General features: G+C 65.4%; 13 protein-coding genes and 1 tRNA gene. 7 read left to right on the forward strand and 7 right to left on the reverse strand.

What is annotated here, in order from left to right; genetic code table 11:
- Positions 1 to 11: 11 nt before the first annotated feature.
- Complete coding sequence (locus GB880_RS08395) at positions 12 to 611, reverse strand: SH3 domain-containing protein (RefSeq protein WP_195840811.1); 600 nt, start codon at positions 609 to 611, stop codon at positions 12 to 14.
- A 112-nt stretch (positions 612 to 723) separates the two neighbouring features.
- Between GB880_RS08395 and GB880_RS08400 the strand changes: the two genes are divergently transcribed.
- Both GB880_RS08400 and GB880_RS08405 read left to right on the forward strand, forming a co-directional pair.
- The gene (locus GB880_RS08400; RefSeq protein ID WP_154493688.1) at positions 724 to 1,725 is read left to right on the forward strand and encodes a 2-hydroxyacid dehydrogenase; all 1,002 of its coding nucleotides are present in this window, start codon (positions 724 to 726) and stop codon (positions 1,723 to 1,725) included.
- Positions 1,726 to 1,891: 166 nt separating this feature from the next.
- A complete protein-coding gene (locus tag GB880_RS08405) occupies positions 1,892 to 4,384 on the forward strand; it encodes a GcvT family protein (protein ID WP_154493689.1) in 2,493 nt (830 codons plus the stop codon).
- A 252-nt stretch (positions 4,385 to 4,636) separates the two neighbouring features.
- Here GB880_RS08405 and GB880_RS08410 read toward each other — a convergent pair whose 3' ends face one another.
- From GB880_RS08410 to lipB, 4 genes are all read right to left on the reverse strand, one after another.
- On the reverse strand, positions 4,637 to 5,086 hold the full coding sequence (locus GB880_RS08410; RefSeq protein WP_442793954.1) for a DUF2244 domain-containing protein: 450 nt from the start codon (positions 5,084 to 5,086) through the stop codon (positions 4,637 to 4,639).
- A 50-nt stretch (positions 5,087 to 5,136) separates the two neighbouring features.
- Entirely contained in the window at positions 5,137 to 6,813 is a 1,677-nt protein-coding gene (ctaD, locus tag GB880_RS08415; protein ID WP_154493691.1) for a cytochrome c oxidase subunit I, read from the reverse strand.
- A 170-nt stretch (positions 6,814 to 6,983) separates the two neighbouring features.
- Positions 6,984 to 7,493, reverse strand: coding sequence for a c-type cytochrome (locus GB880_RS08420; RefSeq protein WP_154493692.1), 510 nt, complete (start codon positions 7,491 to 7,493; stop codon positions 6,984 to 6,986).
- Between the two features lie 146 nt (positions 7,494 to 7,639).
- Positions 7,640 to 8,296 (reverse strand): lipoyl(octanoyl) transferase LipB, encoded by a 657-nt coding sequence (gene lipB / locus GB880_RS08425; RefSeq protein ID WP_154493693.1) that lies wholly within the window; start codon positions 8,294 to 8,296, stop codon positions 7,640 to 7,642.
- A 144-nt stretch (positions 8,297 to 8,440) separates the two neighbouring features.
- Between lipB and metH the strand changes: the two genes are divergently transcribed.
- A complete protein-coding gene (metH, locus tag GB880_RS08430) occupies positions 8,441 to 12,187 on the forward strand; it encodes a methionine synthase (protein ID WP_154493694.1) in 3,747 nt (1,248 codons plus the stop codon).
- Between the two features lie 71 nt (positions 12,188 to 12,258).
- Positions 12,259 to 12,345, forward strand: a tRNA-Leu gene (locus tag GB880_RS08435).
- A 334-nt stretch (positions 12,346 to 12,679) separates the two neighbouring features.
- On the opposite strand, the gene GB880_RS08440 is transcribed toward GB880_RS08435, so the two are convergent.
- Positions 12,680 to 13,300: a malonic semialdehyde reductase gene (locus GB880_RS08440; RefSeq protein ID WP_154493695.1), complete on the reverse strand. Its 621-nt coding sequence runs from the start codon at positions 13,298 to 13,300 to the stop codon at positions 12,680 to 12,682.
- 228 nt (positions 13,301 to 13,528) lie between these two features.
- Here GB880_RS08440 and GB880_RS08445 point away from each other — a divergent pair, with 228 nt between their 5' ends.
- Entirely contained in the window at positions 13,529 to 14,815 is a 1,287-nt protein-coding gene (locus GB880_RS08445) for an O-acetylhomoserine aminocarboxypropyltransferase/cysteine synthase family protein (protein ID WP_154493696.1), read from the forward strand.
- Between the two features lie 60 nt (positions 14,816 to 14,875).
- On the opposite strand, the gene GB880_RS08450 is transcribed toward GB880_RS08445, so the two are convergent.
- Positions 14,876 to 15,691, reverse strand: coding sequence for an SIMPL domain-containing protein (locus tag GB880_RS08450; RefSeq protein ID WP_154493697.1), 816 nt, complete (start codon positions 15,689 to 15,691; stop codon positions 14,876 to 14,878).
- 193 nt (positions 15,692 to 15,884) lie between these two features.
- On the opposite strand from GB880_RS08450, the gene GB880_RS08455 reads away from it, so the two are divergent.
- Together GB880_RS08455 and GB880_RS08460 are read left to right on the forward strand one after the other, a co-directional pair.
- Positions 15,885 to 18,872, forward strand: a complete 2,988-nt coding sequence (locus GB880_RS08455) for a hypothetical protein (RefSeq protein ID WP_263467046.1) — start codon at positions 15,885 to 15,887, stop codon at positions 18,870 to 18,872.
- Positions 18,872 to 20,779: a monovalent cation:proton antiporter-2 (CPA2) family protein gene (locus GB880_RS08460; protein ID WP_154494478.1), complete on the forward strand. Its 1,908-nt coding sequence runs from the start codon at positions 18,872 to 18,874 to the stop codon at positions 20,777 to 20,779. The genes GB880_RS08455 and GB880_RS08460 overlap by 1 nt, the downstream gene beginning before the upstream one ends.
- Positions 20,780 to 20,782 lie beyond the last annotated feature (3 nt).

Here is a 20,782-nt window from a genome sequence, read left to right on the forward strand (position 1 = left end):
CGCCAATCCGGTCAGTCGCGGATTTCTTCGGGATCCACACCCCACAAGGCGGATTTGGGGGCCCAGCCTTTTTCGCCTGCGCCCGAGACCCGGCACCAGTCGCGGTTGCATTCGTGCAACCGCACGATGGCCCCGGCCTCGGCCCGGGCGACGACGGGGGCGCGCTCTTCAGGGCGTGACAGCAGCTCCAGCATGTCGCGGGTCACGATGGCTGTGCGCACGCCCGACAGCAGCGAATAATGCACCCAGCCGCCGACGCCATCCTGATCCTCGACCCGACGCCAGTGACCGAATTCGGCCACGACGCGCAAGGGCATGCCGGCGTGGCGGAAAACCCAGTCGATGCGATGCGACAGGCTGGGACCGCGGCGGGCGTTGCCCTCATTACCCTTCAGGCTGACATAGCGCGGCAGCGGCAGGTTGGTGACCGGCCCCTTGCCGGGATCGCGGACCCCGTCCTGGTGGCGGCTGATTGCGGCATCGGCAGAGATGCCCGGAACCTCCTTGGCGTCCAGGGTCTCGCCCGGGTCGGTCGCTTGGGCAAAGGTCTGGCCTGCCCAGCCCGTGGCAATTGCGATTGCCGCGGCGACTGTCCAAAGCTGTCGCTGCATCATCTGCTCGTCCCGTATGTGCAGGGTCTTGTGCCGGCCCCTCATCACGGGCACTTTGCCAAAAGCCGGCCGGATATGGAAGATGGGACGGCAAAACCAGAGGGGGAGTGCCATGCCAGCCGCAGAATCGATCCGCGCCCGTCTGAAGGTCACCGTCACCCGGCGCCTGCCCGAGGTGGTCGAGACCCGCATGTCGGAACTGTTCGATGTCACGCTGAACGCGGACGATCACAAGATGGAACGCGACGAACTGGTTGCGGCCATGCGCGTGTCGGATGTGCTTGTGTCGACCATTACCGACCACATCGACGCCAATATGCTTGCGCAGGCGGGCGACAAGCTGAAACTGATCGCGAATTATGGGGCAGGGATCGATCGTGTGGATGTCCATTCCGCCCGTCAGCGCGGCATCCTTGTGACCAATACGCCGGGCGTGGTGACCGAGGATACCGCCGACATGGCCCTGGCGCTGATCCTCAGCGTGACGCGGCGCCTGCCCGAGGGCATGGCGGAAATGCAGGCCGGTCGGTGGAGGGGCTGGTCGCCCACATCGCATCTTGGCGGGCGGCTGGGCGGACGCCGTCTTGGCATACTGGGCATGGGCCGGATCGGTCAGGCGGTGGCGCGCCGGGCCAATGTGTTCGGCATGCAGGTGCATTATCACAACCGTCGCCGTCTGCGCCCCGAAATCGAAAGCGAATTGCAGGCGACCTATTGGGAAAGCCTGGATCAGATGCTGGCGCGCATGGATATCGTCAGCGTGAACGCGCCCCATACGCCTTCGACCTTTCACCTGCTGAACGCCAGACGGCTGAAGCTGCTCAAGCCCAGCGCAGTGGTCATCAACACCTCGCGCGGCGAGGTGATCGACGAAAACGCGCTGACCCGGATGCTGCGCGCGGGCGAAATCGCCGGGGCAGGGCTTGACGTTTTCGAGCATGGCCACGAAATCAATCCGCGCCTGCGCGAGCTGCCCAATGTGGTGCTGCTGCCGCATATGGGCTCGGCCACCTATGAAGGTCGGGTCGAGATGGGCGAAAAGGTCATCATCAACATCAAGACCTTTGCAGACGGTCATCGGCCGCCGGATCTGGTGCTGCCCAGCATGCTGTGACCCGCAAGCTTCGCCCCGGCCCTGCCGGGGCGTTTGCGTCCGATTCATCGGCAAAATGCGTCATGTCGCTTTTTGCCGTGAAAATGTCGCACATACGATACGCAGGCGAAGCTGCTCTGTCAGAAATCCGACAAGGAAGCCTACGCGCGAAAAGGAGTTGCTTGCGATGAAAACCCATGTGAAGGCCCTGGTGGTCGGCGGCGGCGCAGTTGGCTGCGGCATTACGCTGCACCTGGCGCGCGCGGGCTGGGACACGATGCTGGTCGAACGCGATGAGCTGACCGCGGGTTCGACCTGGCATGCGGCGGGGCTGCTGCCGCTGTTCAACATGGGCTACGCGACCAGTCACATCCACGATTATTCGGTCAAGCTTTACGCCGGGCTCGAGGCGGAAACCGGGCTCAACGCCGGCTTTACCCGTTGCGGCAACCTGCGCATGGCCCAGACCCAGGACCGCATGGACGAATTCATGCTGTATTCCGCGACTGCGGAAACGGTGGGCATCGAACATGAGTTCCTGACTCCGGCGCAGATCAAGGAACGCTGGCCGCTGGTCAATGTGGACGGGCTGAAGGGGGCGCTGTTTCATCCGACCGACGGCTACATCAACCCCGCCGACGTGACGCAGGCGATGGCCCGCGCCGCGCGCATGGCCGGGGCCAGCATCGAACGCAAGATCCAGGTCAACGGCTATCGATGGACGGGCAGCGAATGGATCGTCAGTTGCGACCGCATGATCGAGAAGGGCGGCAATCTGGTCGCCGCCAACGAACCGTTCGAGATTCGCGCCGAACATGTCGTCACGGCCACCGGAAACCATGCCCAGCGCACCGCGCGCCTGCTGGGAATCAAGATCCCGGCCATCCCGGTCGAGCATCAATACATCGTCACCGAGCCTGATCCGGCACTTGTCGCCTGGCGTGCCGCCGGGAATCCCGAACATCCGGTGCTGCGCGATGCCGATGCGAAATGGTATGTGCGCGAGGAACGCGGCGGCTGGATCCTGGGCCCCTACGAGGCCGGTGCCCCGGCGCGCTTTCCCTATGACGTGCCCGACAGCTTCCGCGCCGACCTGTTCCCGCTGGACCTCGAGCGGATCGAGCAGGAATACATGTCGATGATCCACCGTATCCCTTCGTCGGAAACGGTGGGGCTCAAGGACGATTTCAACGGGCCGATCTGCTACACGCCCGACGGCAACCCGCTGGTCGGGCCGGCGCCTGGCCTGCGCAACATGTGGCTGGCCGAAGGCTTCAGCTTCGGCATTACCGCTGCCGGTGGCGTCGGCCATTACCTGGCGCAGATGATGACCGCAGGCGAGGCGGAAATCGACATGGCCTCGCTGGATCCGCGCCGCTTCGGCCAGTGGATGACCACCGAATACGGCATCCGCAAGAACGAGGAATGCTACGAACACGTATTCATCCTGCATCACCCGGATGAAGAGCGCGAGGCTGCACGCCCGCTGCGCACCGCCCCCGCCTATGACCGCCAGATCGCGGCAGGGGCGCAGATGGGGCAGGTCAACGGTTGGGAACGGCCGAACTATTACGCGCCGCCGGGCTTTGACGATCACGCCGCGCGCAGCTTCCGTCGCGGCGGCTGGTGGCAATACGCGCAAGACGAGGCGCAGGCGATCCGCTCGACTGCGGGGCTGATCGACGCCTCGGCCTTCAGCAAGCACCGGGTGCATGGGCCCGGCGCCACCGCTTTCCTCGACTGGTTCACGACCAACAGGCTGCCGAAGGTCGGGCGCATCAACCTGACCTATGCCTTGACCGACACCGGCACCACGCGCACCGAATATACCATCGTCCGCCTGGCCGAGGATGATTATTACCTGATTTCGGCCGGTGCCTGGACAGATTACGACGGCGACTATCTGCGCAAATCGGCCGAGGACAAGCAGGCCGATTTCGGTCAGATCATCGTGCAGGACATCACCACGCAATGGGGCGTCTTTGCCATCGCCGGACCGAAATCCCGCGACATCCTGAAAGAGATCGTTCGCGACGCCGACCCGCAGACCGTGCTGGGCAACAAGCGGTTCCCATGGTTGTCGATGCGCAATATCGAGCTGGGCATGTGCCCGGTGCGTGCCATTCGCGTGGCCTATACCGGCGAGCTGGGCTGGGAACTGCACCATCCGGTCGAATTCGGCCGCTATCTGTGGGATCAACTGGTCGCCGCGGGCGAAAGGCACGGGATGAAGCTGGTGGGCGCGCGGGCGCAGAACTGGCTGCGTCAGGAAAAATCCTATCGCGCCTTCGGCACCGAACTGGGTCGCGATGCCACCCCGCTCGAAGCCGGTCTCGACCGGTTCGTCGATCTGGACAAGGATTTCCGTGGCAAGCAGGCGATGATCCAGACCGGCATCCGCAGCAAATGCGTGACGCTGCTGATCGACGGGCCTGCGGATGCCGACCCCTGGGGACGCGAGGCGCTTTATACCGCCGATGGCGTCCGGGTGGGCCGGTTGACTTCGGGCGGGTGGTCGGTCGCTTTCGGCAAGTCGATCGGCATGGGCTATGTGCGGCCCGATCTGGCGCAACCGGGCACAAGGCTGCGCGTGCGGATGCAGCGTGAACTGTGGGATGCGGTGGTGACCGAGGACAGCCCCTATGACCCTGAAAACAAGGTGATCCGCGTCGACGGCTGACCCTTCCTTGTCATCCTGGTGCCGGGTCCGACCGTTGGTCGGGCCCTTTGCCTTGCCAATATCCCCATCAATCGTGATTTGTTCGGCAAGTGTTCATTGTCTGTCCAAGGTCGTTCAACATTTGAATTGAATGATCTCAAAAGATGGCACGAATGACCCCGGCGCTTGCGCGGCCGCGCAACGGGATCCAAAGGATTGGACTGGGCAACACGGCCCGTTCGGACGGGTGGCGCACTGTCCCGCCGGACGACATCAGCGGCGCAGCGCTTCAAGCCGCTGGTTGAGTTCGTCGCTGAGCGCCACCCGTTCCTCGGGGGCCAGGAATGCGCCCAGTTCGACCTCGCGCCTGCCGTCGGTCAGAACCAGATAATCCTCGACCGGGCCGCCCTGACGCAGGCTGACGCGCACCCAATAGGGGTTCGTCTGCCAGCTGCGGTCGGGCTTGCCGGGGTCGCTCCGCCGCAGTGCCAGCCGGTCGCGCGACAGGTCCATCACCTCGCGTGGGCAACGATAGCTGCGACGGATGGCCGCCCACAGCGCCCAGACCGCCAGCCCGGCAAAGGGCAGCAACCCCCATAGGGCCGTGCGTCCGATCACCGCAACCAGCGGCAACGCCAGAAACCCGGCGGTAAGCCCGATTACCCAGACAAACCCCTGTGGCGGCAATGATCGGTGCGGCCACAGTTCCAGCCTATAAGACAAGGCCCCGGATTGCTCCGGGGCCTGCATGTGCCATGCATAGGGCATGGGGATCAGTGCGCGTGGCTGCGGTCCCAGTCCTCGCGCTTGGGCAGCGTCTCGAACGTATGTTCGGGCGGCGGCGAGGGCAGGGTCCATTCCAGCGTGTCGGCATGTTCGTTCCAGTAGTTCGGAACGTTCACGCGCTGCCCCTTGAACAGGGTATAGAACACCACGCCGATGAAGAACACGAACGAGGCAAAGGACAGATAGGCGCCCAGCGACGAGATGTTGTTCCAGTAGGCAAATTCCACCGGATAGTCGATGTAGCGGCGCGGCATGCCCTGACGGCCCAGGAAGTGCTGCGGGAAGAAGATCAGGTTCGACCCGATGAACATGGTCCAGAAGTGCAGCTTGCCCGCCCATTCCGGATACTGGCGACCCGACATCTTGCCGATCCAGTAGTAGACACCGGCAAAGATCGCATAGACGGCGCCCAGCGACATCACGTAGTGGAAGTGCGCCACGACGTAGTAGGTGTCGTGATAGACGCGGTCCAGCGGCGCCTGGCTCAGCACCACGCCGGTGACGCCACCGACGGTGAACAGGAACAGGAAGCCAAAGGCCCACAGCATCGGGGTCTTGAACTCGATCGAGCCGCCCCACATCGTCGCGATCCAAGAGAACACCTTGATGCCCGTGGGCACGGCGATGGTCATGGTCGCCAGCATGAAATAGGCCTGCTGGGTCAGCGACATGCCGGCCGTATACATGTGGTGCGCCCAGACCACGAAGCCCAGGATCCCGATGGCCGCCATGGCCAGGACCATCGGCAGATAGCCGAAGATCGGCTTGCGCGCGAAGGTCGAGATGACATGGCTGATGATGCCGAATCCGGGCAGGATGATGATATAGACCTCGGGGTGGCCAAAGAACCACAGGATGTGCTGATACAGCACCGGGTCACCACCTCCGGCCGGGTTGAAGAAGTTGGTGCCGAAGTTGCGGTCCATCAGCAGCATGGTGATGGCGCCGGCCAGCACCGGCAGCGACAGCAGGATCAGCCAGGCGGTGATGAACACCGACCATGCGAACAGCGGCACCTTGAACAGCGTCATGCCCGGGGCGCGCATGTTCAGGAAGGTGGTGATGATGTTGATGGCCCCCAGGATCGACGAGGCCCCCGAAACGTGGACGGCAAAGATGGCCAGGTCCATCGAATAGCCCGATTCCGTCGTCGACAGCGGCGGATACAGAACCCAGCCCACGCCCGAACCCGGCTGGTCCGAACCGCCCGGTGCCAGCAGCGACGCGATGCCCAGCGCCACGCCACAGACATACATCCAGTAGCTGAGGTTGTTCAGCCGCGGGAAGGCCATGTCCGGCGCGCCGATGTGCAGCGGCATGAAATAGTTGCCAAAACCGCCGAACAGTGCCGGAATCACCACGAAGAACATCATCAGCACCCCGTGATAGGTGATCATGACGTTCCACAGATGGCCGTTCGGCGTGCATTCGGCCGATGCGTCGGCGATGAAGCGCGCACCTTCCAGGCACATGTATTGCACGCCCGGATGCTGCAGCTCCATCCGCATGTAGACGGTGAAGCATACCGAGATCAGGCCGACGAGGCCGGCCGTGAACAGGTAAAGGATACCGATATCCTTGTGGTTTGTTGACATGAACCAGCGGGTGAAGAACCCGCGGGTGTCATGATGGTCTCCGTGGCCGTGAACGGCTGCGTCTGCCATGCGTGGACTCCCTAATCGTGCGGCGGGCCGGCCGGGCCGGCCGACGGACTCGGTTCCGTTTCTAGACCGAAATCATACCCCTCGCAATGCGCGGTGCTTAGTAAAAAATGCGCCACCGGGGCCTTTGTGGCCGCGGAGGCGCAGTTGTGTCCTGCGAACGACAGGTGTCGTCAGTTCGAGGCCGGTGCGCCCTCGGCCGCGGCTTCGCCCTCGGCGGCTTCGGCCGGGGCCTCGGCAGCGGTTGCCGCGCCAGCGCCGGCGTCGGGCGAATGCTGGGCCAGGAAGGCGACGATATCGGCCTGGTTCTTGGCCATCTTGAAGGTCATCTTGGTTTTCAGGGACTTGTCGCCGACCTTTTCCTCGACATACTTGTTCGGATCGGTGATGTAATGCTCGAGATCCTCGGGGGTCCAGATTTCGCCCGCCTCACCCAGCTTGATCAGCGCGTTCGAGAATTTGAAGCCTTCGGCCGTGCCCGCCTTGCGGCCGACGACGCCATAAAGGTTCGGGCCGGTCTTTCCGCCCTTGATGATGTCGGTTCCATCGGGGGCCTGGACCATGTGGCAGGCCTTGCACTTGGCGAATTCCTTTTCGCCCTTGGCCGGATCGCCAGCGTCCTGCGCGGCCGCGGGCAGGGCGAGGGCAACGGTGGCCAGAGTGGCGTAGATACTGAGTTTCATATCGGCTCCTCCGAAATTGGCTGCTGCCGGGACAATCGGCCCGGGCGATGCGGGCGCAAGGCCTATCACGCTGGCCGGCATCCGAACACAGCCAAAACGCCGCAGCAAGGAAAAGCTGCATCTAGATTCCGGCAAAAATTCCGTGATCAACCCGCCAGCGGCGGAAAATGGCGCATGAAGTTGCGCTGCAAGGCCAGATCGAGCTCGGCCATGCCGACAGGCAGGCCCATATCGACCAGGCTGGTCACGCCATGGCCCTGAATGCCGCAGGGAACGATGCCGGAATAATGCTCCAGGTCGGGTTCGACATTGATGGAAATGCCGTGAAAGCTGACCCATTTGCGCAGCTTGACGCCGATGGCGGCGATCTTGTCCTCGCGCATCGAACCGTCGGCCAGCCGGGCCTTGTCGGGGCGGGCGATCCAGACCCCGACGCGCCCCGGGCGGATCTCGCCCCGCAGGTTGAATTCGGCCAACGCGTCGATGACCCAGTTTTCCAGGCTCTGGACAAAGGCGCGCACGTCGCGCCCGCGCCGGTTCAGGTCCAGCATGGTATAGACCACGCGCTGACCGGGTCCGTGATAGGTATATTGACCGCCGCGGCCGCTGGCATGGACCGGAAAGCGCGCGGCCAGCAGATCCTGGGGGCGCGCACTGGTCCCGGCGGTGTAAAGCGGCGGATGTTCGACCAGCCAGACCAGTTCGTCGGCCTCGCCGGCGTGAATGGCGGCGGCCCGCGCCTCCATCAGGGCGACGGCATCGGCATATTCGGTCAGGCCGGGTGCGGTAATCCATTCGGTCATGGCTGGCAGATAGGCCGAAGCCAGCAGCGCCGCAAGAGAAACGGCAGATCATGAATCCTGCGCATGATGATTGTGCGCATGATGAATTTCACTAAAAGCCGCAGGCGCTGTATACAGATGCCTTCATCAGACCCGGATACCGCCATGACCCTGCCTGTTTCGCCCGTCTTTGCCGCCCTGCGCGATGCTGCCCGCCAGCGCATCCTGATCCTGGATGGCGCCATGGGCACGCAGATCCAGCAGCTGGGACTGGCCGAGGCCGATTTTCGCGGCCATGGCACCGGCTGCGGTTGCGGGTGCCACCCGCCTGCCTCGGGCGATCACCCGCAACAGGGCAACAACGACCTGCTGAACCTGACCCAGCCGCAGGCGATCGAGGATATCCATTACCGCTATGCCATGGCCGGGGCCGATATCGTCGAGACGAACACCTTTTCGTCCACGACCATCGCCCAGGCAGATTATGGCATGGAATCAGCGGTCTATGACCTGAACTATCACGGCGCGCGCCTGGCACGCCGCGCGCTGGACCGTGCCACCGCCGAGGATGGGCGTCCGCGCTGGGTGGCGGGCGCGGTCGGGCCGACGAACCGCACCGCCTCGATCAGTCCGGACGTGAACAATCCGGGCTATCGCGCGGTTACCTTTGACGATTTGCGCGCGGCCTATGCCCAGCAGATTCGCGGCCTGATCGATGGCGGCGCCGATCTGATCCTGATCGAGACCATTTTCGACACGCTGAATGCCAAGGCCGCGGTCTTCGCCTGCGAAGAGGTGTTCGCCGACATCGATCTGCGGCTGCCGGTCATGATTTCCGGCACGATCACCGATCTGTCCGGCCGCACCCTGTCTGGGCAGACGCCGACCGCCTTCTGGTATTCGCTGCGCCACGCCCAGCCGATCACCTTCGGCCTGAACTGTGCCCTGGGGGCCGAGGCGATGCGGCCGCACCTGGCCGAACTCTCGGCGGTCGTCGACACGCTGATCTGCGCCTATCCCAATGCCGGCCTGCCCAACGAGATGGGCCAATACGACGAATCGCCCGAGGACATGGCCCGGCAGGTGGCCGATTTCGCGCGCGAGGGGCTGATCAACGTGGTCGGCGGCTGCTGCGGCTCGACCCCCGAACATATCGCCGCCATTGCCCGGGCCGTCGCCGAATTTCCGCCCCGCCCGCTCCCGCAGGTCGAACCGCGGCTGCGGCTGTCGGGGCTGGAGCCTTTTACCAAGACCGACGACATTCCCTTCGTCAATGTGGGCGAGCGCACGAATGTCACCGGCTCGGCCCGGTTCCGCAAGCTGATCACCAATGGCGACTATGCGACGGCGTTGGACGTGGCCCGCGACCAGGTCGAAAACGGCGCCCAGATCATCGATGTGAACATGGACGAGGGGCTGATCGATTCCCGTCAGGCCATGGTCGATTACCTGAACCTGATCGCCGCCGAGCCCGACATCGCCCGCGTGCCGGTGATGATCGACAGCTCGAAATGGGAGGTGATCGAGGCCGGGTTGAAATGCGTCCAGGGCAAGGCGGTGGTCAATTCGATCAGCCTGAAAGAGGGCGAGGCCGCTTTCTTGCAGCAGGCCGACCTGTGCCGGCGCTATGGCGCGGCGGTGGTGGTGATGGCCTTTGACGAAACCGGCCAGGCCGATACCGAAAACCGCAAGGTGGAAATCTGCACCCGCGCCTATGAACTGCTGGTCAACAAGGTCGGCTTTCCGCCCGAGGACATCATATTCGATCCCAATATCTTTGCCGTCGCCACCGGCATCGAGGAACACGACAACTACGGGCTGGACTTCATCAACGCGACGCGGCGCATCGTCCAGACGCTGCCGCATGTGCATGTCTCGGGCGGGGTGTCGAACCTCAGCTTCAGCTTTCGCGGCAATGAACCCGTGCGCGAGGCGATGCACGCGGTATTCCTGTATCACGCCATCCAGGCAGGGATGGACATGGGGATTGTCAATGCCGGCCAGCTGGCGGTCTATGACCAGATCGATCCGGCACTGCGCGAGGCCTGCGAGGATGTGGTGCTGAACCGCCGCCCTGCGAGCGGGGGAACCGCGACCGAAAACATGCTGGAAATCGCTGCGCGCTTTCGCGGCGAAGGCGGGGCCAAGGCGCGCGAAAAGGATCTGGCCTGGCGCAGCTGGCCGGTGGACAAGCGGCTGGAACACGCCCTTGTCAACGGCATCACCGAATATATCGAACAGGATACCGAAGAGGCGCGACTGGCCGCGGAACGTCCCCTGCATGTCATCGAAGGGCCGCTGATGGCGGGGATGAACGTGGTCGGCGACCTGTTCGGCGCCGGCAAGATGTTCCTGCCGCAGGTGGTGAAATCGGCGCGGGTGATGAAACAGGCCGTCGCGCATCTGCTGCCCCATATGGAGGCCGAAAAGGCTGGCGGGGCCTCCAGCGCCGGCAAGGTGCTGATGGCAACGGTCAAGGGCGACGTGCATGACATCGGCAAGAACATCGTCGGTGTTGTTCTGGCCTGCAACAATTATGAGATCATCGACCTGGGCGTGATGGTGCCTGCGGCCAAGATCCTAGAGGTGGCGCGGGCGGAAAAGGTCGATATCATCGGCCTGTCGGGCCTGATCACGCCCTCGCTGGACGAAATGGTGCATGTCGCGGCGGAAATGGAGCGCGAGGGCTTCGACATCCCGCTGCTGATCGGCGGCGCGACCACCAGCCGGGTGCATACTGCCGTCAAGATCCATCCCCGCTATGCGCGTGGCCAGGCGGTCTATGTGACCGACGCCAGCCGCGCTGTGGGCGTGGTGGGCAACCTGCTGTCGGGACAAAAGGCGGCCTACCTTGACAGCATCCGCAGCGAATATCTGGATGTGGCCAATCGCCACGCCCGGTCCGAGGCCGACAAGAAGCGCCTGTCGCTTGCGGCTGCGCGCGACAATGCGCTGCGCATCGACTGGGACGCCTATCAGGCGCGCACACCCCAGTTCCTGGGTGCCCGTGTAATCGATGATTTCGACCTGGCCGAGATTGCCCGCTATATCGACTGGACCCCATTTTTCCAGACATGGGAGATGAAAGGAGTCTATCCCCGCATCCTTGAGGACGAGACCCAGGGCGCGGCCGCGCGGGCGCTGTTTGCCGATGCCCAGGCCATGTTGCGTCGGATCATCGAGGAAGGCTGGTTCACGCCGCGCGCGGTGATTGGCTTCTGGCCGGCCAACCGGGTCGGCGACGACATCCGGCTGTTCACAGCAGACGATCGCCAGAAGGAACTGGCGGTATTGCATACCCTGCGCCAGCAGGTGCCCAAGCGCGACGGTCGCCCGAACGTGGCCCTGGCCGATTTCGTGGCCCCTGTCGGACAACCGGATTATGTCGGAGGCTTTGTGGTGACGGCCGGTGCCGAAGAGCAGGCGATTGCCGACCGCTTCAAGGCCGCGCATGACGACTTTTCGGCCATTCTGGTGCAGGCACTGGCCGATCGATTTGCCGAGGCCCTTGCCGAAATGATGCATGAACGCGTGCGCAAGCAGTATTGGGGCTATGCCACAGAGGATTTTACCCCCGAGGAACTCATCGGCGAGCCTTATGCCGGGATCCGTCCGGCGCCGGGCTATCCTGCGCAACCCGACCATACCGAAAAGCTGACCCTGTTCCGGTTGCTGGATGCCACTGAGGCCACGGGTGTCGAATTGACCGAATCCATGGCGATGTGGCCCGGGGCTTCGGTATCGGGCCTGTATATCGGCCATCCCGACGCCTATTATTTCGGTGTCGCCAAGGTCGAGCACGATCAGGTTCTGGATTACGCCGCGCGCAAGGGGATCACCCCGGCCGAGGCCGAGCGCTGGCTGGCGCCGATCCTGAACTATACCCCGCAGGCGGCCGTGGCGGCCGAATGATGGCCGGGCGGATGAAAATGCCCCTTTTCATCCGTCCCGCAACCGTCTAATAGACCCAAGCCTGCGAAGATGCGGTCGTGGCGGAATTGGTAGACGCGCAGCGTTGAGGTCGCTGTTCCCTAACCGGAGTGGAAGTTCGAGTCTTCTCGACCGCACCATAAATCATTGAAAGTATTGCGAATTTCAGGCAGCAGCCTGCGGCGTGGCAATGGCCGGCGCTTGCGCGGGTTGCGGTGCATTTCGCCTTGCTTTCCTTTTTCACGGCCTCGCAGCGCGCCTGACGATGCGCATTTGCCTGCTGCTTGCCCTGCGCCAGGACGGGAACGGTTTCTGGCCCGATTCGGCCGTATCCAGCGGGGCATGTCTCCAAGGGTGCAGCGGATCGACTGGCCGGAGTTTTGCGGCCGGTTCGGGCATTTGCTCGACACCAAGGGGCAGCATATGGCCGCAGCCGGTGCCGCACAGCTTTTTCGGGCGGTTTCCGATCGGCTGTCAGGCCAGACGGGTGGCCTCGTCGAAAGACAGGCGCGGCAGCCGCGGATGTAGCCCGGTCGGGTCGCCATACCCCAATGTGCAGATGAAATTGGCGCGCACCGTCCCGCCCGGGAAAAACCGCGCCTCGACCGCCTTGGCGTCGAATCCTCCCATCGGCCCGGCGTCCAGACCCAGCGCCCGCGCCGCCAGCATCAGATAGGCGCCCTGCAGGGACGAATTGCGCAGGGCGTGCATTTCGATCGTCCTGTCATTGCCCGAGAACCATGGGCGGGCGTCGGCATGGGGGAAAAGCATCGGCAGCTTGTCGCAAAACTCCAGGTCCATGCCGATGATCGCGGTGACAGGGGCCGCAAGGATCTTGCGCGCATTGCCGGAGGAAGCCATTGCCGCCAGATCTGCCTTGGCCTGGGCGCTGCAACACCACACGATCCGCGCGGGCGATGAATTGGCCGACGTCGGGCCCAGGCGTGCAAGTTCCCAGACGTCGCGCAAGGTCGCTTCGCTGACCGGCCGGTCGGTGTAGCGGTTGTAGCTGCGGGCGTTGCGAAACAGCAGATCCAGGGCGCGATCATCCAGCCGTTCAGCATGGTGTCGCGTTTGCGGGGCGGTATCGGTCATGGGCGGTTCGGTCCAGAGGGCAGCCAGAGGGCAGGATAGGCCCATCATGACGTGATGGTTGCGGTTTGGCCACGGTTTCCTTTCCGGGGGTGCGTGCGGGCGCTTGCGCCATCCTGCGGATGCAGGGCCAGGCCGACGGGATCATGCCCTGGCCTGCCGCTTCCCGATTTCTGTGGCGTTGTCGACGCTTATGCGCCAGTCTCACCGCGACCAACACACGAGGTTTCCATGTCCGACAACTGGGGATTCGACACCAACGCCATTCATGCGGGCGCCGCGCCCGATCCGGCCACCGGCGCGCGCCAGGTGCCGATCTATCAGACCACGGCCTATGTCTTTCAGGATGCGGCCCACGCCGCGCGGCTCTTTGGCCTGCAAGAGGTCGGCTATATCTATTCGCGCCTGACCAATCCGACCGTGGCGGCCCTGCAAACCCGCATCGCCGCGCTGGAGGGCGGGGCAGGTGCGGTCTGCTGTTCGTCGGGCCATGCGGCGCAGATCATGGCGCTGTTCCCGCTGATGGGGCCGGGGCGCAACATCATCGCCTCGACCCGGCTTTACGGGGGCACCATCACCCAGTTCAGCCAGACCATCCGCCGCTTTGGCTGGTCGTGCAAGTTCGTCGATTTCGACGATCTGCAGGCGCTGCGCGCGGCGGTGGACGGCGACACCCGGGCGATCTTTTGCGAATCGATCTCGAACCCCGGCGGCTATGTGACCGACATTCCGGCGGTGGCTGCGGTTGCCGACGAACTTGGCCTGCCGCTGATCGTCGACAATACCTTGGCCACGCCCTATCTGTGCAAGCCCATCGAACTGGGGGCGACGCTGGTTGTCCACAGCCTGACGAAATACATGACCGGCAACGGCACCGTGACCGGCGGCGTGGTGGTGGATTCGGGGCGTTTCGACTGGTCGGCCTCGGACAGGTTTCCCAGCCTGTCCCAGCCCGAGCCGGCCTATCACGGGCTGAAGTTCCACCAGACCTTCGGCGCGCTGGCATTCACCTTCCACGGTATCGCCATCGGGCTGCGCGATCTTGGCATGACGATGAACCCGCAGGCTGCCCATTACACGCTGATGGGGATCGAGACCCTGGGCCTGCGCATGGCGCGGCATGTCGAGAACGCCCGCCAGGTGGCCGAGTGGCTGGAACAGGATCCGCGCGTGATGTCGGTGACCTATGCGGGGCTGGCCTCCTCGCCCTGGAACGATACCGCGCGGCGCGTCTATCCCAAGGGTTGCGGGGCGCTGTTCACCTTTTCGATCAAGGGCGGCTATGACGCGGCGGTGCGGCTGGTCGACAATCTCAAGCTGTTCAGCCATGTCGCCAACCTGGGCGATGCGCGGTCGCTGGTGATCCATTCGGCATCGACCACCCACAGCCAGCTGACCGACGAACAGAAGATCGCCGCCGGCGCCGGACCGGATGTGGTGCGGCTGTCCATCGGCATCGAAGATCCGGCCGACATCATTGCCGATCTGGACCAGGCGCTGGCCGCCGCCACCGGCTGACGGCAAAATGCCGGCGCGGCATCATCGCCGCGCCGGCCATTATCTGGGTTCAGTGTCGGTTCAGTTGGCCGGCGGTGCCTCGGGCGCGGGCTCATCCTCGGCCTCGGCAGGGGCGTCGGCCGGCAGCATCGCATAGACGGCGGTGACGCTGGCGCTGATCGACAGTTCGCCGGCCTCGATCGGTGCGCCGCCCGATGCCTTGGCATCGGCCATCATCGCCATCGGCCGCGGGGGCGGGGCATCCTGACCCTCGGACAGGGCGATCAGCCGGCCCAGCCGCATGCCGGCGGCTTCGGCCATGATTTCTGCACGGCGGCGGGCATCGACGACGGCGTCGGCGCGGGCCTTATCCTCGGCCTCGGTCATGTCCTCGCGCGAAAAGCTGATGCCGCTGATTTCATTGGCGCCCGAGGCGACCAGCTTGTCCAGCACCGCGCCCAGCCCGGCGATGTCGCGCACCTTGACGGCCACCGTGTTCTGCGCCGCATAGCCGGTCAGTTTCGGCGCCTGGTCCTGGGCATATTCGATCACCGGCGACAGGTTCAGCCCCGAGGTCTGGATGTCGCGCGCCTCGATCCCCTCGGCCTTCAGCGTCTCGATGACCTTGGCCTGCGCGGCCGAATTCTGGCTCATCGCCTCGGCCGCGGTGGCGGCGCGGGTGCTGACGCCCAGATCGATGCGCGCCATGTCGGGCTGCGCAGTCGATCGGCCCTGGCCGGTCACGGTCAGGCGGGCGGCGGGGGCGTGGTGTTTCATGGCGGCATGTCCCATCGGGGCCGGAGGCGGCGTCACCGGGCTTGCAGGCTGGGCGATCAGGGGCGAGGCGCCCAGGACGATCACGGTGGCGGCGGTCAGAAGCGGACGAAATCGGGACATGAGGTGTTTTCAACTCCTTGAGGCGCGGCATGGTGCCGTGCCGCTATCGATAGGGTGGATATAACCCGCGAAATCGCATTTGGCTGCCTCACAATCCGGTGTTTGGCTTTTCACGCTGCGTGATCTGGGTTAGTCGGTGAAACAGAACATAAGAACGCGCGCAGGCGCCGCAACCGCAGAGCAGAGCCCATTGATGTCGCTGGATCCCGTCACCGAATATGCCCTGTCCTTCAGCGAGGATGCCGTGCATCTGCAACGGCGGGAGCGACCCGCGCTTGGTGCGGTGGTTCGGCCGCAGGCGTGGCGGCATCTCGGCTCGGTCGATTTCGACTCGGCCTCGTTCCGCGAGGAACTGATGCGACTGCGTTCGATGGCGGGGGCGGAGTCAAGCGCCGCGGCGCTGCCCGTCACGGTCATCATTCCCGATGACCAGATCCTTTATACAGACCTTGCCGTTGCCGAGGGGCCGGGGCGCGGTCAGGCGGTTGCAAGGGCCCTGGATGGGTTGACCCCTTATCCGGTGGCCGAACTGGCCTTTGATTGGGCGGGGCAGGGGGAAAAGGTGCGGGTCGCTGCCGTGGCGTGTCAGACCCTGCGCGAGGCGCGCGATTTCGCGCAGCAGTATGGTTTTGCGGCCCAGCAATACAGTGCCGATCCAGCGCCCGAGCAGTTTCCCGCTGCGCCCCGCTTCGATCTGCCGGACTTGCCCGAAGAGGCCGGGCCGACGCCCGCCGCAGCCATTGCCCCCTCGCAGGATTCAGTCGCGGATACGGATCTGGATCTTCGGGCCGATGGCGTTAACCAGGCCGTGCCCGCCGATGCCGCCCAGAACGCGGCGCCCGCGCAACCCGATCATGTTGTTGCGGGCGATCTTGTGGTGACGCGCATACCGCCTCATCCGCTGACGGATCACTCGGCGCTGCCGACGCCCTCGCCGACCGTTCCGCTTGAGGTGCCGCAACCGGCCCCGGCCGGCGATGCAACACCCCACTTCGCCGAGCAGCCGGATACCGAAGCCGCGGTTCTGCGGGCGCGCCCCTTGGGTGCAGCCGATGCGGCCGGCCGCCGGGTGCCGACGACCGGGCGCGGCGGGCTGACGGGGCTGGTCGCGATGCTGGGGGCTCTGGTCCTGGGGCTGGTCCTGATATGGGCATTTCTCGGACCACGAGATCGGCAGATGCCGGAACAGGTGGCTGCGATTGCGGCACCCGAAGCCGACGCTGTCGAGAATACCCCTCTGGCGGACACGGAACCTGCCCCCCCGATTGGCGCAGATGCGGCTTCTGCAACGGTGGATGCCCCTGCGCCGTCCTCATCTTCGCAATCCGCCGAGGCTGCGCCGTCCCAGGCGCCCGCACCTTCGGCCCTGACCGAGGCCGAGCGTCGGCGCGTCATGGTTGCGGCCGCCGCCGTGGCCGCCGCGGTGGTGCCCCCTGCTGCGCATACGCCGTCGCAGCCGGTGACGCCGGCGCCATCCGCGCAAGAGACCAGGGCAGAGGCCGCACAACTGCCGGCACCGGCCCAGTCCCCCGCGGCGCCCGCGCAAACCGCCACCCCGGAACAAACGGCGACACCCTTGCCGGCGTCCGCAGCTTCCGCACCCGGTGCAAGTGCCCCGCCGTCCGCGCCTGCGCGCGCGGCCCAGGCAGAAACGCCGGTGACGGCACAGCCGCGCGCCAGCCAGGCGGCGCGGCCGCGTTCGGCGCCCGCGACCCAAGCTGCGGCCACCTCGCGGCAGGTAGCGGCTGCCAGCCCCGGCCTGAGCCGCTCGGCAAGGCCACAGGTCGCACCGCGTCGCAGCGCCCCGCAAACATCGGTTCCGCGTGAAGATAGCGCGCCGCGGGTGCCTGGAAACCCCATTCCTTACGAGGCAAGCCAGCGCCAGCCGCAGATACTGGCGGGCACGCGCCCACCTGCGCGTCGGGCCGTGATCCAGCCGCAAGCCCAGGGCGGCGCGCAAGGCCAGCCTGCCGCGGCAGAACCGCAGGCGCAACCGCGCGGGCCCGTTGCGGCCAGCGGGCGCCCCCCGCAGCGGCCGGAAGGCTCGATGCCCGAGCTGCCTCCGGCGCAACAGGATGATGCGCAGCTGTTGACCCCGCAAGAGCGCGCCCAGTTGCGCGCCCTTGCGCAAGATCTGCGCCTGCATGTTGTGATGACGGTGGCGCCGATCCAGGAAACAACGCGATGGGCACAGGCGCGGCCCCTGCGCAAACCGTTGACGGGCGCCGCACCTGCGACCGCCAGCGATGCCGGGCAGCCTGCGGCCATCGATGCCGCTGTGCGCGCTGCGAATGCGCCGCCGCCTGATCGCCCCGAACGGGCCGCAAGTGCTGCCACGCCCGCCCGGGATTCGGGCGGGCTTTTGCGTGCATCGGCCCGCCCGCGGCCGCGACCCGGCAATGCCGCAGGCAATGCGGGTTCGGCTGCGGCAAGCGCCGCCAGCCTTTCGGGCGGTGCCGTCGAGGCGGCAATCGCTGCGGCCGTCGAGGCCTCGCCATCGACCCCGGGGGCGGTGCAACTTTCGGCCCTGACATCATCGGCGATCCCGCCGCGCCGCAGCGAAAACCGCTCCGGCCCTGCGCCCGCACCGGATGCGGCAGCCCCTGCCACGACCCTGCCCGGCGATGCGACAGCCGCAGCGGCTGCGGCCGCGCCCGTCGCGCCTGCCGCTGCCCCCGGACCGAGCGAGGCGGAACTGGCCGCGCGTCGGGCGCTGGACGAACAGCTGCAAGCCCAGGCCGAGGCCCGCATTCGTGCCCGCGCTGCTGCCGATGCCCGCGCCGAGGCTCAGGCCCGCGCCCAGGCCGAGGCCCGTGCCCGCGCCCAGGCCGAAGCCGAGGAGCGTGCCGCCCGCGCCCGTCGACAGGAATATCGTCCGCCCGAAGTGGATAACGAACCCGAAATCGCTGCGGCCGCACTGTCGCGCGGTTCGTCGTCTGCCACGGTGGCAAAGGCGGCGACCCAGTCGCGGGGGATTGATCTGGGCCGCACGACGATCATCGGCATCATCGGTGCCGGCAACGCCAGCCGGGCCCTGATCCGCCTGCGCAATGGCCGGGTGGTCACTGTCCGGCTGGGCGACCGCATCGACGGCGGCACCATCAATTCGATCGGCGACGGTCGTATCACCTATGTCAAGGCCGGGCAGGTGCGCGAGTTGCGGATGCTGGACGGGCGCTGATGGAAGCTTTTCTGCCGACCGCCACTGTCTACTTGCTGGCAATGGTGATCGCAGTGCCGCTTTCTGCGCGACTGGGGTTCGGGTCGGTCCTTGGTTATCTTATTTCAGGCATCGTCATCGGCCCGGCCCTGGGCATTGCCGGATCTGCCGGCGAAATGGCCGACCTGCAGCATTTTGCCGAATTCGGCGTGGTGATGATGCTGTTCCTGATCGGGCTCGAGCTTGAACCGCAGGCGCTGTGGCAGATGCGCAAGCGTCTGCTGGGTCTTGCGGGGATGCAGATTCTGGGCACCACGGCCCTGCTGTCGCTGGCGGCGCTGGCGCTGGGTCAGGACTGGCGCGTGGCGCTGACGCTGGGGATGATCCTGTCGCTCAGCTCGACCGCCATCGTGTTGCAGACCTTGTCGGAAAAGTCGCTGATGCAGACGCCGGGCGGGCGCAGCGCCTTTGCGGTGCTGCTGACCCAGGACATCGCCGTGATCCCGATGCTGGCCATCATGCCCTTGCTGGCCACGCGCGCTGCCTTGGCCGCTGACGAGGAACACATGGGCGCGGCCTTCATGCACAGCCTGCCGGGCTGGGGCGCGGCGCTGGTGACGCTGGCCGCAGTTGCGGCGGTGGTGCTGATCGGCCAGTTCCTGGTGCGGCCGATGTTTCGCTATGTCTATGCGGCGCGATTGAACGAACTGAATACCGCGCTGGCATTGCTGATCGTGGTCGGCATCGCCTCGATGATGGAAATGGTCGGACTGTCGCCGGCGCTGGGCACGTTTCTGGCCGGGGTGATGCTGGCGGGGTCAGAGCTGCGCCACGAACTTGAAGGCCAGATTGCCCCGTTCAAGGGGTTGCTGCTGGGGCTGTTCTTCATCACCGTGGGCGCGGGCATGGACCTGCGGCTGCTGTTCGAGCGGCCCGGAACCATCCTGGGCGTCACCTTCATCCTGATCGCCACCAAGGCGCTGGTGCTGCATGCGGTGGCGCGTGCCACCGGCCTGCGCGCGCGCGACCGCACGCTGTTCACGCTGTCGCTGGCCCAGGCGGGGGAGTTCGGCTTTGTGCTGATTTCCTATGCGGTTTCGCTGGCGATCCTGCCCCAGCCGCTGGCGCAGGGCTTTCTGCTGGTGATCGCGCTGTCGATGCTGGCGACACCCTTGCTGTTCATCCTGTCCGACTTCATCACCCGACGCATTGCCGAGGACCGCGCCAGCCTGCCCCCCGACGAAATCGCCGAGCAGCAACCGATCATCATTGCCGGGGTTGGCAGATTTGGTCAGGTCGTCAACCGTTTGCTGACAATGTCGGGTTACAAGACCACGGTGCTGGATCATGACCTCGAGGTGATCCAGCTGATGCGTCGCTTTGGTTTCAAGGGTTACTTCGGCGATCCGACCCGACCCGAAATCCTTGCTGCAGCCGGCCTGGGCAAGGCGCGCGTTTTGGTGGCGGCGCTGGACGATCCGGAATCGAACCTGCGCCTTGTGCGTTTCGCCCGCGAACAACGCCCCGATATCGTCATCATCGCCCGGGCGCGCGACAGGGTGAACGTGTTCCAGCTTTATGCGGCACGGGCAGATCACATCGTGCGCGAAACCTTCGACAGTTCCCTGCGCGCGGGCCGCTATGCGCTGGAACAGCTGGGGCTTTCGCCCTATGAGGCATCAGAGCTGGAACGTATCTTCTACCGGATGGACCGTGCGCATTTGCGGCAATTGGCAGAAGTCTGGAAACCCGGTGTGCCTCTGCACGAAAATCCCGAATATGTCAGGCTCAGCCGTGACCTGAACCGGCAGTTGGAAAATGCGCTTATCGAACGCTTTTCAGCCGGCCCCAGCGCCGCGCCGATCGATATCGAAGAGGGTGCCGCGGATCCGCGCCATGCCCGTCCCGGACGACCCGGAGGACGCTAGAGC

It is taken from the genome of Paracoccus sp. SMMA_5_TC (assembly GCF_009696685.2).
In the GTDB taxonomy this organism is placed as follows: Bacteria; Pseudomonadota; Alphaproteobacteria; order Rhodobacterales; family Rhodobacteraceae; genus Paracoccus.

Coding starts and splice junctions, on each gene's coding strand:
- GB880_RS08395 (WP_195840811.1), bottom strand. CDS start 611: ATGCAGCGACAGCTTTGGACAGTCGCCGCGGCAATCGCAATTGCCACG.
- GB880_RS08400 (WP_154493688.1), top strand. CDS start 724: ATGCCAGCCGCAGAATCGATCCGCGCCCGTCTGAAGGTCACCGTCACC.
- GB880_RS08405 (WP_154493689.1), top strand. CDS start 1,892: ATGAAAACCCATGTGAAGGCCCTGGTGGTCGGCGGCGGCGCAGTTGGC.
- ctaD (WP_154493691.1), bottom strand. CDS start 6,813: ATGGCAGACGCAGCCGTTCACGGCCACGGAGACCATCATGACACCCGC.
- GB880_RS08420 (WP_154493692.1), bottom strand. CDS start 7,493: ATGAAACTCAGTATCTACGCCACTCTGGCCACCGTTGCCCTCGCCCTG.
- lipB (WP_154493693.1), bottom strand. CDS start 8,296: ATGACCGAATGGATTACCGCACCCGGCCTGACCGAATATGCCGATGCC.
- metH (WP_154493694.1), top strand. CDS start 8,441: ATGACCCTGCCTGTTTCGCCCGTCTTTGCCGCCCTGCGCGATGCTGCC.
- GB880_RS08440 (WP_154493695.1), bottom strand. CDS start 13,300: ATGACCGATACCGCCCCGCAAACGCGACACCATGCTGAACGGCTGGAT.
- GB880_RS08445 (WP_154493696.1), top strand. CDS start 13,529: ATGTCCGACAACTGGGGATTCGACACCAACGCCATTCATGCGGGCGCC.
- GB880_RS08450 (WP_154493697.1), bottom strand. CDS start 15,691: ATGTCCCGATTTCGTCCGCTTCTGACCGCCGCCACCGTGATCGTCCTG.
- GB880_RS08455 (WP_263467046.1), top strand. CDS start 15,885: ATGTCGCTGGATCCCGTCACCGAATATGCCCTGTCCTTCAGCGAGGAT.
- GB880_RS08460 (WP_154494478.1), top strand. CDS start 18,872: ATGGAAGCTTTTCTGCCGACCGCCACTGTCTACTTGCTGGCAATGGTG.